The organism is Bradyrhizobium sp. JR4.1 (assembly GCF_040548605.1).
Lineage (GTDB): Bacteria > Pseudomonadota > Alphaproteobacteria > Rhizobiales > Xanthobacteraceae > Bradyrhizobium > Bradyrhizobium canariense.
The window spans coordinates 79,168-93,758 of sequence record NZ_JBEPRY010000005.1 but is presented as its reverse complement, the minus strand read 5'-3'; the positions used below and the strand labels follow the sequence as shown (position 1 = coordinate 93,758).

Annotated in this window: 15 protein-coding genes; 14 read left to right on the top strand and 1 reads right to left on the bottom strand. The window is 62.3% G+C overall.

Going from position 1 to position 14,591, the window contains the following annotated elements; genetic code table 11:
• The first annotated feature begins 6 nt into the window (after positions 1-6).
• Both ABIB90_RS13990 and ABIB90_RS13985 read left to right on the top strand, forming a co-directional pair.
• Positions 7-2,067, top strand: a complete 2,061-nt coding sequence (locus ABIB90_RS13990; RefSeq protein WP_354200904.1) for an FAD-dependent oxidoreductase — start codon at positions 7-9, stop codon at positions 2,065-2,067.
• Positions 2,068-2,199: 132 nt separating this feature from the next.
• Positions 2,200-4,221, top strand: coding sequence for an ABC transporter ATP-binding protein (locus tag ABIB90_RS13985; protein WP_354200903.1), 2,022 nt, complete (start codon positions 2,200-2,202; stop codon positions 4,219-4,221).
• On the opposite strand, the gene ABIB90_RS13980 is transcribed toward ABIB90_RS13985, so the two are convergent.
• Positions 4,149-5,387 carry an FAD-dependent oxidoreductase gene (locus ABIB90_RS13980; RefSeq protein ID WP_354200902.1) on the bottom strand — a complete coding sequence of 413 codons (1,239 nt, stop codon included), beginning with the start codon at positions 5,385-5,387 and terminating at the stop codon, positions 4,149-4,151. The genes ABIB90_RS13985 and ABIB90_RS13980 overlap by 73 nt on opposite strands.
• A gap of 640 nt (positions 5,388-6,027) precedes the next feature.
• Between ABIB90_RS13980 and rpsL the strand changes: the two genes are divergently transcribed.
• From rpsL to rpsC, 12 genes are all read left to right on the top strand, one after another.
• Positions 6,028-6,399: a 30S ribosomal protein S12 gene (gene rpsL, locus ABIB90_RS13975; protein ID WP_007603006.1), complete on the top strand. Its 372-nt coding sequence runs from the start codon at positions 6,028-6,030 to the stop codon at positions 6,397-6,399.
• Positions 6,400-6,414: 15 nt separating this feature from the next.
• On the top strand, positions 6,415-6,885 hold the full coding sequence (gene rpsG, locus ABIB90_RS13970) for a 30S ribosomal protein S7 (protein ID WP_007603009.1): 471 nt from the start codon (positions 6,415-6,417) through the stop codon (positions 6,883-6,885).
• A 30-nt stretch (positions 6,886-6,915) separates the two neighbouring features.
• Positions 6,916-8,988, top strand: coding sequence for an elongation factor G (fusA, locus tag ABIB90_RS13965; protein WP_007603010.1), 2,073 nt, complete (start codon positions 6,916-6,918; stop codon positions 8,986-8,988).
• Between the two features lie 40 nt (positions 8,989-9,028).
• Complete coding sequence (gene tuf / locus ABIB90_RS13960; RefSeq protein WP_007603012.1) at positions 9,029-10,219, top strand: elongation factor Tu; 1,191 nt, start codon at positions 9,029-9,031, stop codon at positions 10,217-10,219.
• Between the two features lie 82 nt (positions 10,220-10,301).
• Positions 10,302-10,610 carry a 30S ribosomal protein S10 gene (rpsJ, locus tag ABIB90_RS13955; RefSeq protein WP_002712302.1) on the top strand — a complete coding sequence of 103 codons (309 nt, stop codon included), beginning with the start codon at positions 10,302-10,304 and terminating at the stop codon, positions 10,608-10,610.
• A gap of 53 nt (positions 10,611-10,663) precedes the next feature.
• Complete coding sequence (gene rplC, locus ABIB90_RS13950; RefSeq protein WP_007603016.1) at positions 10,664-11,377, top strand: 50S ribosomal protein L3; 714 nt, start codon at positions 10,664-10,666, stop codon at positions 11,375-11,377.
• 1 nt (position 11,378) lies between these two features.
• Complete coding sequence (gene rplD, locus ABIB90_RS13945; protein ID WP_007603018.1) at positions 11,379-11,999, top strand: 50S ribosomal protein L4; 621 nt, start codon at positions 11,379-11,381, stop codon at positions 11,997-11,999.
• Positions 11,996-12,298, top strand: a complete 303-nt coding sequence (locus ABIB90_RS13940) for a 50S ribosomal protein L23 (RefSeq protein ID WP_007603019.1) — start codon at positions 11,996-11,998, stop codon at positions 12,296-12,298. The genes rplD and ABIB90_RS13940 overlap by 4 nt, the downstream gene beginning before the upstream one ends.
• 12 nt (positions 12,299-12,310) lie before the next feature.
• Positions 12,311-13,144 (top strand): 50S ribosomal protein L2, encoded by an 834-nt coding sequence (gene rplB, locus ABIB90_RS13935; RefSeq protein WP_007603020.1) that lies wholly within the window; start codon positions 12,311-12,313, stop codon positions 13,142-13,144.
• A gap of 12 nt (positions 13,145-13,156) precedes the next feature.
• Positions 13,157-13,435: a 30S ribosomal protein S19 gene (gene rpsS, locus ABIB90_RS13930; RefSeq protein WP_007603021.1), complete on the top strand. Its 279-nt coding sequence runs from the start codon at positions 13,157-13,159 to the stop codon at positions 13,433-13,435.
• A 10-nt stretch (positions 13,436-13,445) separates the two neighbouring features.
• Positions 13,446-13,832, top strand: coding sequence for a 50S ribosomal protein L22 (gene rplV / locus ABIB90_RS13925; protein ID WP_007603022.1), 387 nt, complete (start codon positions 13,446-13,448; stop codon positions 13,830-13,832).
• Between the two features lie 18 nt (positions 13,833-13,850).
• The gene (gene rpsC, locus ABIB90_RS13920) at positions 13,851-14,576 is read left to right on the top strand and encodes a 30S ribosomal protein S3 (protein WP_007603023.1); all 726 of its coding nucleotides are present in this window, start codon (positions 13,851-13,853) and stop codon (positions 14,574-14,576) included.
• Positions 14,577-14,591 lie beyond the last annotated feature (15 nt).

Here is a 14,591-nt window from a genome sequence, read left to right as displayed (position 1 = left end):
ATTCTCATGCTTGATCTCGCAATCGTAGGCGGCGGCCCCGGTGGGCTGATGAGCGCTTGGCATTTGAAGCGCAAGCTCGGCGACCTCTGCCGCGTCACCATCTACGAGGCATCCGACCGGCTCGGCGGCAAGATCGTCACGCGCAAATTCGATTCCGCGCCCGCGATGTACGAGGCCGGCGTTGCCGAGATCTACGACTACTCGATGACCGGGCCGGATCCGTTGCGCGAGTTGATCCAGCATTTCGGCTTGCAGACCATTCCGATGGATGCCGAGCAGGTGCAGTTCGGCGGCGAGCTCCTCAACGACGTCGCGGGCATGCGTCGCAAATATGGTGCCAAGACCGCGGCTGCGATTGAGGCGTTCCGTAAGCGCTGCGCCGAGGCGATGACGCCGATCGAGTATTACGAGGGCGTCGGCGCGCACGACAACGAGAATCCCTGGGCCTACAAGACCGCCGAACAGGTGCTCGACGAGGAGGTCGAGGACGAGACCGCAAAACGATTCTTCAAGGTGATGGCGCGTTCGGACCTCGCGACCGAGAGCCACAACACCAACGGTCTCAACGCGCTCAAGAACTACCTGATGGATGTCGACGGCTATATCGGCCTCTATTCCATCCAGAACGGTAACGAGCAGCTCATCGAGTGCCTCCAGTCGGAGGTCAATGCCGACATCCAGCTCAATCACCGAATCCTCACGGTCGGCAAGGCGCCGACCGGTCGCTATCAACTCAAGATGATGAACGGCAAGGGGCCAGAGACGCGCGACTTCGACCTTGTGCTGGTCTGTCTGCCGCATTCCTGGCTCGGAACCGTCGGCTGGGAGGGCGAACAGCTCCGCAAGTCGATGGTCAAGCACGTCTCGTACTTCGACCGTCCTGCGCACTATTTGCGGGTCTCGATTCTGTTCGACAAGCCGTTCTGGGGCGACAAGATCGCCGGCGCCTGGTTCATGTCGGAGGCCTTTGGCGGTTGCTGCGTCTATAACGAGGGCGCGCGCCATGATGTGGGCAAGCACGGCGTGCTGAACTGGCTGATTCCGGGCTCCGACGCGCTGGCGTTCGCGAATCTCTCCGACCAGGAGCTGATCGATGCCGCGCTGAAATCGCTGCCGGCATCGCTCGGCGATGCACGCGCGCATTTCATGGAAGGCAAGATCCACCGCTGGTTGTCGTCGGTGAACGCGATTCCGGGCGGCTTGCCCGTGCGCGACGTCGTGACCAATCACCGCCCCGAGCCGAAGGAACATCCCGGAATCGTGGTGGTCGGCGACTATCTGTTCGACTCGACGCTGAACGGCCTGCTCGATTCCTCGGACGCGGCGACCGACATCATCTTGACCGAGATGATGCGCCTGCGCCGCGAGCGTTCGCAGGACGACAAGCCGCTCTCGGACAAGATCGATCGCGATTATTTTGACAATTATCGCGGCCAGGGTCCTTACAGCGAAGTGTGGCAACACTTCACCGATCCCGACTATCTCACAAAACTGATCGGCATCGTCTGGGGCAAAACCAAAGGCACGAAGCTCTTGATCGCGGGCTCGGCCAGCGGCGAGCTTGTCGGCGCGCTGCGCGACCGCGGTATCGATGCCTTCGGCATCGAGAACAACCGCACCATTCACGCCAGAACGCCGAAGGCGCTGAAGAAGTACAACAAGCTCGGTTCGATCACCGCCATGCCGTTCAAAGACGGTGCGTTCGACTTCGTGTTCGAGACCAGCCTCTGCCATGTTTCCCCGAAGCAGGTGGTCCGTGCGATCAGGGAGCTGAACCGTGTGGTCAAGACCGGGCTCGTGTTCGGCTCGATCACCTCAGACATGGCGCCGGCACTGATCGACCGCTACGACCTTCTGCGCGGAGTCAAGAAGCTCGGCACCTGGTGGGAATGGTCCGAGCTGTTCTTCGGCAACGGCTTCGAGCTGTCGATGCACCGCAATGACTGCACCGACGCGCTCTGGGAGACGACGCTCGCCGCCAACAAGGGCCCGGGCCAGTGGTACGCCGACGCCGATTCGTTGCGCTATTCCTTTTTCGACAAGGTCGAGGACGAGGAAGACGACTAGCCGCCTGAAGCGGACGCCTTCGCCAATTGTTTTGCCGAATTCATCCTGATCGCATAGAATCGATGCAATAGCGGTTTCCGCTATTTCCTTCTTTCTCTGCGGTCATGCCGGCCGTCAGCATCGGTTGGTTTCATGGCGTCCAAGCCCCTCCCGCCCGACAAACAGAAGCTCGCCACGGAAGAGGCGGCCGAGCTCGACGACAAGCTTGTCCCTACCGTCAAGCCGGACCTCGAAGACGACGAGGACGATGAAGACGAGGAGGATGACGGGCTGGAGCTCGATGACGACGATGAGGACGAGGACCTCGTCGTCTTTACCGCGCGCGAGGCCGCCGGCGCGCTCGCGACCATCCTGGGCTTCGTCAAACCCTTCCTGGTCAATTACAAGCAGATGCTGTCCTTCGTGGCGTTTGGCGTCTTCGTCGAGACGCTATTCAACGTCATCATGCCGCTCAGCCTGAAGTACCTGATCGACGACGCGCTCGGCGAGGAGGATTTCCAGGCGCTGTACAAGATCCTCGGCGTGCTCGCGGTCGCGGGCATCTTCACCTCGATCGTCGCGGTCTGGTACGAGCGCTGGGATGCGCGGCTCGCGGCGTGCATCATCTCCGACGTCCGCAAACGGCTGTTCGAGCACGTCCAGGACCTGCCGGCGGCCTATTTCGGCCGCACCAAGCGCGGCGAGATCCTGTCGCGCTTCTCCGTTGACCTCGCGGCCTTCGAGGGCTCGGTCAAGACCTTCGCCAACAGCGCGGCATTGCCGTTCCTGGAGTTGATCGCGGGAATCATCCTCATGGTGTTCCTGAACTGGCAGCTCGCGGCGGTTGCGCTGCTGGTGTTTCCGATCACGCTGATCGGTCCCCGCATGCTGACGCCGAAGGCCGTTCAAGCGAATTACGAGCAGAAGCTCAATGAGTCCGCGCTGCTCGGCATGGTGCAGGAGAACGTGGCGGCGCAGGCCGTGATCAAGGCGTTCAGCCTGCAACGCCGGATGTTCGGCTTCTTCACCTTTCGCAACGACGAGACGCGAAACAGGATGGCCTCGGCGGCGTTCCTGTCGACCATGGTAGAGCGGACGGTCACCATCTCGGTGCTGCTCTTGCATCTCGTCGTGCTCGCGATCGGCGCATATCTGGCGACAAAGGGTCAGATCACCATCGGCACCTTCGTCACCTTCGAGAGCGCGTTCTGGGAGGTGTCCTACAACATCGCCCATGTGATGCACTTCATCCCCGTGTCGATCTCCTCGGCAGCCGCGATTCGTCATATGCAGGAGCTGCTCGACGAGCCCACGCGCAGCGCCGATCGTGCCGGCGCGCCCGATCTGCCCCGCATCACCAACGACATCACCTTCGACCACGTGACGTTCCAGTACGAAGGCAGCCAGACGCCGGTGCTGGACAATCTCAGCCTCAAGCTCAATGTCGGCAAGCGCATTGCCATCGTCGGTCCCTCGGGCTCCGGCAAGAGCACGCTGCTGAATCTGATCCTGCGGCTCTATGTGCCGGACGAGGGGCGCGTCACCATCGACGGCGTCGACGTCCGCAAGGTAACGCTGGATTCGCTGCGCCGGAGCATGGCGGTGGTGTTCCAGGAGAACATGCTGTTCAACATGTCGATCCGGGAGAACATACGGCTCGGCAAGGAGGGCGCGACCGACGAGGAGGTGGAGGAGGCGGCCAAGAAGGCCGAGATCCACCGCTACATCATGAGCCTGCCGCAGCGATATGACACGCCGGTGGGCGAGCGCGGCGATACCTTGTCGGGCGGCCAGCGCCAGCGCATTGCGATCGCGCGGGCGGTCATCCGTAATCCTTCCGTGCTGCTGCTGGACGAAGCCACTTCGGCGCTCGACCAGACTACGGAAGCCGCAATCAACCGCACGCTGCTGAAGGTTGCCAAGGGCCGCACCATGATCTGGTCGACCCACCGCCTGACCTCGGTGGTCGAGATGGACGAGATCATCGTGATTTCAGGGGGCAGGGCGATCGAGCGCGGCTCGCATGCCGAGCTGCTCGCCAAGAACGGCACCTATCGCAAGCTGTGGAACGACCAGATCCATCAACCGCATGGCGCGCCGGCTCACGTCGACGAGGACAGCGACGATGACGACGAGGATGAAGACGACCTCGACGAGGACGATGAGGAGGAGTGACCGAGGAAGTTCGGCTCCAGATCGAAGGCTCCTCCAAGCGGCCGCAATAGCCCCTGAACCGACCAGGCAATGAAGCGTGCCCAGCGCTGCGCCGTCCAATAGGGGCTCGTCGCAATCGAGACCGAGCGGAAGTCGAACGCCTTCGCCGCCGACCAATCGTCGCACGCCCGCTTGACCGGATCTGCGTAGAAGGTGGCGATCTTGCTTGTGTCCATGCCGTCGGAGGCCAGCCACTGCGGGATGTAGAGGTTGCAGAGCCGCTCGACGTCGGTGAAGACCTTGTCGCAGCCGGTGCCGGCGGCAGGGCAGGAGGTCGAGAAGGCATCGCCCACCAGCACGAGGCCGGGTTGGCCGCTGGCATCGTTCACATAGAGATCGACCGGGCGGATTTTCAGCTCACCGGGAATGTCGAATCGTCCGGTGATGCGCTTGAGCCGTGGCAGCGCGGCGTTCAACGTCTGGGCGGGCGCGCGGCGCAGCTCAACCAGCCAGGGATCGTCGAAGCTGCGGTAGACGAACAGATTGGCGCGCATCCGCGTCCCGATCGGAAAAAGCGTGAGATAGGGGATGCGGTCGCTCGGCCGTTCCGAGAAATAGGTCAGCGCCGGGAAGTCGAACGAGTCCCGTCCCGCGGGCACCACGTCGAACCCGATCGAAATCGAATGGCAGGCACTGACGACTTTTCGGGCGATTCCCAGCTGGTGGCGCAGGCCGACATTGAGTCCGTTGGCGAGCACGACCAGTCGGGCGGAGACCATCTCGTCGTTGGACAGAGTGACCTTCTGCCGCTCCGTACTTGTCTCGACCGAGACGGCCTTGGCGCAGACGCGCTCGACACCGGCAGGAATTTCGTCGCGGACAGCGTTGACGAGGGAATCGTAGAGGATGTTGAACTGCCGGCTTGGCGCCTTGTCGAGAAGGCGGCCAAAGCGCGCGATCCAGTTCTCACCCACAAAGGTCGCGCGGCGCAGCACCGATTCGGCGATTCCCGTCTGCAAGAATCGCCCGACCTGCACGTGGCCGCTGAGTTTTTCGACTCGAAAGTCCGCAGAATAGCTCTCATGCGGATCGATCAGGATGGTCGAAATGCCGCTACGGCCGAGCATCGCGGCGGCGGTCGAGCCGGACAATCCCCCGCCGATAATGGCAATGTCGGTGTACCGCATGGTGCCAATCCCTGCCCAAGGCGGTACATTGGCGCCCCAACAGGAAAGAAAGCCTTAGCCAAAGGTCATAAAAGTATATTTAACCCGGGTATAAATTGGATTCGAGGTGGCGGTACGCGCTCTTCATTTCCATGTCGCGAAGGCGCAGCGAGCGGCCCAGGAAGCGATTTCGGCAGGCGCGGGAAGCGCTTCTGACTGACGTTTCGCCTTGACTTGACCGACTCCCACTTATAGAACCCCCTCACTTAACGACAGGCGGTGAGCATCGCCAACGTCGGAACGGGCCACCTGTTTGATCCCCTGGGATCATCAAGACAGGCACCAACCTCGACGAATGCCGCTCAAACGCTGTCGATCATAGCTAGGCAATGCCGGTGCGATTTTAGGTCTCGTGAGCATGTTCTCTCGAGATCGAACTCGGATGCATGACCTCGGTGCGCGGGCCGCAGCTTCAAGCTGACCGGTTCAACTACTGCGGTCCTCTGTGGCGTCGAAGCGCTTTCCGCCCGTTAATGGGTGGTTGGCGCGATTTCGCTTTGTGCGGATTGTTCCGCGCAAGGTGGCCTCGTCGGGCGGGTAGCTCGAAAGAATTTGCGGACCCGGTGACGGGCCGCGGCAGAACACAAAGGGTAATGCCAGGATGCCGACGATCAACCAGCTGATCGCTCAACCGCGGGAAGTGCAGAAGTCGCGCAAGAAGGTGCCGGCGCTGCAGCAGTCGCCGCAGAAGCGCGGTGTTTGCACGCGCGTTTACACCACGACCCCGAAGAAGCCGAACTCGGCGCTTCGTAAGGTTGCCAAGGTGCGCCTGACCAACGGCTTCGAGGTGATCGGCTACATCCCCGGTGAGGGCCATAACCTCCAGGAGCACTCGGTGGTCATGATCCGCGGCGGTCGCGTCAAGGACTTGCCCGGCGTGCGCTACCACATCCTCCGCGGCGTCCTGGATACCCAGGGCGTCAAGAACCGTAAGCAGCGCCGTTCGAAGTACGGCGCCAAGCGTCCGAAGTAAGCGGGAACCAGGTCCATGTCTCGTCGCCATTCTGCCGAAAAGCGCGAAGTCCTTCCCGATCCGAAGTTCGGGAATATCATCGTCACGAAGTTCATGAATTCGGTGATGTACGCCGGAAAGAAGTCGGTCGCCGAAGGCATCGTCTACGGCGCGTTCGGCCTCATCGAAAGCAAGACCAAGCAGAACCCGCTCGGCGTGTTCGAGCAGGCACTCGAGAACGTCATGCCGACGATCGAAGTGCGCTCCCGCCGCGTCGGCGGCGCGACCTATCAGGTTCCGGTCGAAGTTCGCTCGGTGCGCCGTCAGGCGCTGGGTATTCGTTGGCTGATCTCGGCTGCGCGCGATCGCAACGAGAAGACGATGACCGAGCGGCTTTCTGCGGAGCTCCTGGACGCGTCGAACAACCGGGGTAACGCCGTCAAGAAGCGCGAAGACGTGCACCGGATGGCGGAAGCCAACCGCGCCTTCTCGCACTATCGCTGGTAACGGCGACACACGGAATCTAAGGAACACTCCATGCCCCGCGTTCATGCCATAGAGAACTACCGTAACTTCGGTATCATGGCGCATATCGATGCCGGCAAGACCACGACCACCGAGCGCATCCTCTATTATACCGGCAAGAGCCACAAAATCGGCGAAGTGCACGAAGGTGCCGCGACGATGGACTGGATGGAGCAGGAGCAGGAGCGCGGCATTACGATTACGTCGGCCGCGACCACCGCGTTCTGGGAAGGCAAGCGTCTCAACATCATCGACACTCCCGGCCACGTCGACTTCACCATCGAAGTCGAGCGCAGCCTGCGCGTGCTCGACGGCGCCGTGTGCGTGCTCGACTCGAACCAGGGCGTCGAGCCCCAGACCGAGACGGTCTGGCGCCAGGGCGACAAGTACAAAGTTCCGCGCATTGTCTTCGCCAACAAGATGGATAAGACCGGCGCCGACTTCTACAAGTGCATGCAGGACATTATCGATCGTCTCGGCGCAAAGCCGATCGCGATCCAACTTCCGATCGGTTCCGAGAACAACTTCAAGGGTCTGGTCGATCTCGTTCGCATGAAGGGCGTGATCTGGGAAGAAGAGAAGCTCGACGCCAAGTTCGTGGACATCGATATTCCCGAGGACATGGTCGAGAAGGCCAAGGAATATCGCGAGAAGCTGCTGGAAGCCGCCGTCGAGCTCGACGACGAAGTTCTCGCCGCTTACCTCGACGGCAAGGAGCCCGATGAGGCGACGTTGAAGCGCTTGATCCGCAAGGCCGTGCTGACTGGCGCGTTCTTCCCGGTGTTGTGCGGCTCGGCGTTCAAGAACAAGGGCGTGCAGCCTTTGCTCGACGCGGTCGTGGATTATCTGCCGTCGCCGGTTGACGTGCCCGCCATCAAGGGCGTCGATGAAGACGGCAACGAGGTCGTTCGCCTGCCGGACGACAAGGAGCCGCTGGCTCTGTTGGCCTTCAAGATCATGGACGACCCGTTCGTCGGCACCATCACCTTCTGCCGCATCTATTCCGGCACGCTGCTGTCGGGCACCGGCGTCATCAATTCGACGCGCGACCGCAAGGAGCGCATCGGCCGCATGTTGCTGATGCATGCGAACAACCGCGAAGACATCAAGGAAGCCTATGCCGGCGACATCGTTGCGCTGGCTGGCCTGAAGGAAGCGCGCACCGGTGACACGCTGTGCGATCCCGACAAGGCGGTGATCCTCGAAAAGATGGAATTCCCCGAGCCGGTCATCGAGATCGCGATCGAGCCCAAGTCCAAGGCCGACCAGGAAAAGCTCGGCGTGGCGCTGGCGAAGCTCGCTGCGGAGGATCCGTCCTTCCGCGTGTCGACCGACCAGGAGTCCGGCCAGACCATCCTCAAGGGAATGGGCGAGCTCCATCTCGACATCAAGGTCGACATTCTCCGCCGCACCTACAAGGTCGATGCCAATATCGGCGCGCCGCAGGTGGCGTTCCGTGAGCGCGTCACCAAGAGGGCCGAGGTCAAGTACACCCACAAGAAACAGACCGGCGGTACCGGTCAGTTCGCGGAAGTGTCGATCGTGGTCGAGCCGAACGAGCCCGGCAAGGGTTACGAGTTCGAGTCCAAGATCGTCGGCGGTGCGGTTCCGAAGGAATACATCCCCGGCGTCGAAAAGGGCCTCAACAGCGTGATGGGCTCTGGTGTCGTCGCGGGCTTCCCCGTGGTCGACGTCAAGGTTCAGCTCGTCGACGGCAAGTATCACGACGTCGACTCGTCGGCGCTCGCCTTCGAAATCGCATCGCGTGCTGCATTCCGCGAAGCCTTGCAGAAGGGCAAGTCCGTCCTGCTCGAGCCGATCATGAAGGTCGAAGTGGTGACCCCGGAAGATTACACCGGCTCCGTCATCGGCGACCTGAATTCCCGGCGCGGTCAGATCCAGGGTCAGGACATGCGCGGCAACGCCAACGTCATCAACGCGATGGTGCCGCTCATGAACATGTTCGGTTACGTGAATAACCTGCGCTCGATGAGCCAGGGTCGCGCAACCTTCACCATGCAGTTCGACCACTACGCAGAAGCGCCGGCCAACGTGTCGGCAGAAGTCCAGAAGAAGTTTGCCTGATTGTCGTCGGTCTCGAACTGACGATTGAACGGAGAGTCAAATGGCCAAAGCAAAGTTTGAACGTAACAAGCCGCACTGCAATATCGGCACCATCGGTCACGTCGACCATGGCAAGACGTCGCTGACCGCGGCGATCACCAAGGTCCTCGCCGAAGCCGGCGGTGCGACGTTCACGGCGTACGACCAGATCGACAAGGCGCCGGAAGAGAAGGCGCGCGGCATCACGATCTCGACGGCGCACGTCGAATACGAGACCAAGAACCGCCACTACGCGCACGTCGACTGCCCCGGCCACGCCGACTACGTGAAGAACATGATCACCGGCGCTGCCCAGATGGACGGTGCGATCCTGGTCGTGTCGGCCGCTGACGGTCCGATGCCGCAGACCCGCGAGCACATCCTGCTCGCCCGCCAGGTCGGCGTTCCCGCGCTGGTCGTGTTCCTCAACAAGTGCGACATGGTCGACGATCCGGAACTGCTCGAGCTGGTCGAGCTCGAGGTTCGCGAGCTGCTCTCGAAGTACGAATTCCCGGGCGACACCATCCCGATCATCAAGGGCTCGGCGCTCGCCGCCCTCGAAGATTCCGACAAGACGCTCGGCCATGAGGCCATCCTCGAGCTGATGAAGCAGGTCGACGCTTACATTCCGCAGCCGGAGCGTCCGGTCGACCTTCCGTTCCTGATGCCGGTTGAAGACGTGTTCTCGATCTCGGGCCGCGGCACCGTCGTGACCGGCCGTGTCGAGCGCGGTATCGTCAAGGTCGGCGAGGAAATCGAGATCGTCGGTCTGCGCGCCACGCAGAAGACCACGGTTACCGGCGTCGAAATGTTCCGCAAGCTGCTCGATCAGGGCCAGGCCGGCGACAACATCGGTGCGCTGCTTCGTGGTACCAAGCGCGAGGACGTCGAGCGCGGCCAGGTGCTGTGCAAGCCGGGTTCGGTCAAGCCGCACACCAAGTTCAAGGCTGAGGCCTACATCCTCACCAAGGAAGAGGGCGGCCGCCACACCCCGTTCTTCACCAACTACCGTCCGCAGTTCTACTTCCGCACCACCGACGTGACCGGTGTCGTGCATCTGCCGGAGGGTACCGAGATGGTGATGCCGGGCGACAACATCGCGATGGAAGTGCACCTGATCGTGCCGATCGCGATGGAAGAGAAGCTCCGCTTCGCGATCCGCGAAGGCGGCCGCACCGTCGGCGCCGGCGTCGTCGCCTCGATCATCGAGTAATTACGAGAATAGGGATCGGCGAATAGCGATTGTGACATTCGCTATTCGCTATTCGCCACCCCACTGAAGAAAGACCACGGCAATGAACGGCCAAAATATTCGCATCCGTCTCAAGGCGTTCGACCATCGTATCCTCGATACGTCGACCCGCGAGATCGTGAACACGGCGAAGCGCACCGGCGCGCAGGTCCGCGGACCCATTCCGCTGCCCACCCGCATCGAGAAGTTCACCGTCAACCGTTCGCCGCACGTCGACAAGAAGAGCCGCGAGCAGTTCGAGATGCGCACTCACAAGCGCCTGCTCGACATCGTCGACCCGACCCCGCAGACCGTCGATGCTTTGATGAAGCTCGACCTGGCCGCCGGTGTCGACGTCGAGATCAAGCTCTAAGATTTTTGGATCACGTTCGCCACTAGCGGACAGAAAGAACAGGAAGCACGCCGATGCGCTCCGGAGTGATCGCACAAAAGGTCGGGATGACGCGGGTCTTTACAGAGGCCGGCGAACATATCCCCGTGACCGTGCTGAAGCTCGGCAATTGCCAGGTCGTAGGCCACCGCACCGAAGAGAAAAACGGTTATGTCGCGCTCCAGCTTGGTTCTGGCAGCCGCAAGACCGTGTACATGCCCAAGGCGGAGCGCGGCCAGTTCGCGGTCGCCAAGGTCGAGCCGAAGCGGCAGGTCGAGGAATTCCGCGTCTCCGCGGATCAGATGATCCCCGTCGGTGCCGAGATCCTGGCCGACCACTTTGTCGTCGGTCAGTTCGTCGACGTCACCGGTACTTCGGTCGGTAAGGGTTTTGCCGGCGGTATGAAGCGCTGGAACTTCGGCGGTCTGCGCGCCACTCACGGCGTCTCGGTCTCGCACCGTTCGATCGGTTCGACCGGTGGCCGTCAGGATCCGGGCAAGACCTGGAAGAACAAGAAGATGCCCGGTCACATGGGCGTCGACCGCATCACCACGCTCAACCTTCGGGTCGTTCAGCTCGATGTCGAGCGCGGTCTGATCCTCGTCGAAGGCGCCGTTCCCGGTTCCAAGGGCGGCTGGATCCGCGTGCGCGACGCCGTCAAGAAGCCGCTGCCGAAGGAAGCTCCGAAGCCCGGCAAGTTCAAGGTTGCTGGCGAAGCGGACGCTGCTCCGGCTGCGCAGGAGGCGTGAGATGGAATTGAAGGTCACGACCCTCGAAGGTAAGGAAGCCGGCTCGGTCCAGCTTTCCGACACCATTTTCGGCCTCGAGCCGCGCCAGGACATCATTGCACGTTGCGTGCAGTGGCAGCTCAACAAGCGCCAGGCCGGTACGCACAAGGCCAAGGGCCGCGCCGAGATCTGGCGCACCGGCAAGAAGATGTACAAGCAGAAGGGCACCGGTGGTGCTCGTCACGGCTCGGCTCGCGTGCCGCAGTTCCGTGGCGGTGGCCGTGCCTTCGGTCCGGTGGTGCGTTCGCACGCCACCGACCTGCCGAAGAAGGTCCGTGCGCTCGCCCTCAAGCATGCGCTCTCGGCAAAGGCCAAGGACGGCGATCTCATCGTGATCGACAAGGCCGCGCTGGAAGCTGCCAAGACCAAGGCGCTGCTCGGTCATTTCTCCGGTCTGGGTTTGACCAACGCGCTGATCATCGACGGCGCCGAGCTCAACAACGGCTTCGCCGCTGCAGCCCGCAACATCCCGAACATGGACGTGCTGCCGATCCAGGGCATCAACGTCTATGACATCCTGCGCCGTCGGAAGCTTGTTCTGACCAAGGCCGCCATCGATGCGCTGGAGGCGCGCTTCAAATGACGAAGAACATCGAGCCTCGCCACTACGACGTGATCCTGTCGCCGGTCGTGACCGAAAAGGCCACGATCGCCTCGGAGCACAACAAGGTGCTGTTCAAGGTGGCCGCAAAGGCGACCAAGCCGCAGATCAAGGAAGCGATCGAGAAGCTGTTCGACGTCAAGGTCAAGAGTGTCAACACGCTGGTCCGCAAGGGCAAGACCAAGATCTTCCGCGGCAATCTCGGCTCGCAGTCGAACTCCAAGCGCGCGATCGTGACTCTCGAAGAGGGTCACCGGATCGACGTGACCACCGGTCTGTAAGGTCGTACGACGATGGCACTGAAGACATTCAATCCCACGACGCCGGGCCAGCGCCAGCTGGTCATGGTCGATCGTTCGGCCCTCTACAAGGGCAAGCCGGTCAAGGCGCTCACCGAAGGCAAGCACTCCTCTGGCGGCCGCAACAACACCGGTCGCATCACCGTGCGCTTCCGCGGCGGCGGTCATAAGCGGACGTTGCGTACGGTCGATTTCAAGCGTGACAAGGTCGATGCGCCCGCGACGGTCGAGCGGCTGGAATACGATCCGAACCGCACCGCCTTCATCGCGCTGGTCAAGTACGAAGACGGCACCCAGGCCTATATCCTGGCGCCGCAGCGTTTGGCCGTCGGTGATTCCGTCGTCGCCGGCAACTATGTCGACGTGAAGCCGGGCAATGTCATGCCGCTCGGCAACATGCCGGTCGGCACGATCATCCACAACATCGAGGTCAAGATCGGGAAGGGCGGCCAGCTCGCCCGTTCCGCGGGCACCTACGCCCAGCTCGTCGGTCGCGACCAGGACTACGTGATCGTCCGCCTGAACTCGGGCGAACAGCGCCTGGTGCACGGCCGTTGCCGCGCCACGATTGGCGCGGTGTCGAACCCGGATCACATGAACACGTCGATCGGCAAGGCCGGCCGCAACCGTTGGCTGGGCCGCAAGCCGCACAACCGCGGCGTTTCCATGAACCCGATCGACCATCCGCACGGCGGTGGTGAAGGTCGTACCTCGGGCGGTCGCCACCCGGTTACTCCGTGGGGCAAGCCGACCAAGGGCAAGAAGACCCGCTCGAACAAGTCGACCAACAAATTCATTCTCCTAAGCCGCCACAAGCGGAAGAAGTAAGGAACGCCGGACATGGTTCGTTCAGTCTGGAAAGGCCCGTTCGTCGAGGGTTCTCTGCTCAAGAAGGCAGATGCCGCGCGCTCGTCCGGCCGTCACGACGTCATCAAGATCTGGAGCCGTCGCTCGACGATCCTGCCGCAATTCGTCGGCCTGACCTTCGGCGTCTACAACGGTCAGAAGCACGTGCCGGTGGCCGTCAACGAGGAAATGGTCGGTCACAAGTTCGGCGAGTTCTCGCCGACCCGTACCTTCCATGGCCACTCCGGGGACAAGAAAGCCAAGAAGGCTTGAGGATTAAACGATGAGCAAACCTAAGCGCGAACGGAGCCTCGCCGAGAACGAGGCCAAGGCGGTCGCCCGGATGCTGCGGGTGAGCCCGCAGAAGCTCAACCTGGTCGCCCAGCTCATTCGCGGCCGGAAGGCGGCTGCTGCGCTCGCCGACCTGCAGTTTTCGCGCAAGCGGATCGCGGTTGACGTGAAGAAGTGCCTGGAATCGGCTATTGCCAACGCCGAGAACAACCACGACCTCGACGTCGACGATCTCGTCGTGGCGCAGGCCTTCGTCGGCAATGGCCTCGTGATGAAGCGCTTTGCCGCCCGCGGCCGTGGCCGCTCGGGCCGTGTCTACAAACCATTTTCACAGCTGACGATCATCGTTCGTCAGGTCGAAGCCGCAGCAGCGGCTTAAGGGACGCAGGAGAACACGATGGGTCAAAAGATCAATCCGATCGGTCTGCGTCTCGGCATCAACCGGACCTGGGATTCCCGCTGGTACGCCGGCAAGCAGGAATACGGCAAGCTGCTGCACGAGGACGTCAAGATCCGCGAGATCCTGCACAAGGAGCTCAAGCAGGCGGCCGTCGCCCGCATCGTGATCGAGCGTCCGCACAAGAAGTGCCGCGTCACCATCCACTCGGCTCGTCCGGGCGTGGTGATCGGCAAGAAGGGCGCCGACATCGACAAGCTGCGCAAGAAGGTCGCGGACATCACCGCGTCCGACGTCGTCATCAACATCGTCGAAATCCGCAAGCCGGAGCTCGATGCGACGCTGGTGGCCGAGTCGATCGCGCAGCAGCTGGAGCGCCGCGTGGCGTTCCGCCGCGCCATGAAGCGCGCCGTCCAGTCGGCGATGCGTCTCGGCGCGGAAGGCATCCGCATCAACTGCTCGGGACGTCTGGGCGGTGCGGAAATCGCGCGCATGGAGTGGTACCGCGAAGGTCGCGTGCCGCTGCACACGCTGCGCGCAGACATCGACTACGGCGTTGCGACCGCGTTCACGACCTTCGGCACCTGCGGTGTCAAGGTCTGGATCTTCAAAGGCGAGATCCTCGAGCACGATCCGATGGCCCAGGACAAGAGAATGGCCGAAGGTGAGACTGGTGGCGGCGGCGATCGCGGCGGCCGGCAGCGCCGGGACAACGCTGCAGCCTGACGCCAGCACAGAGAA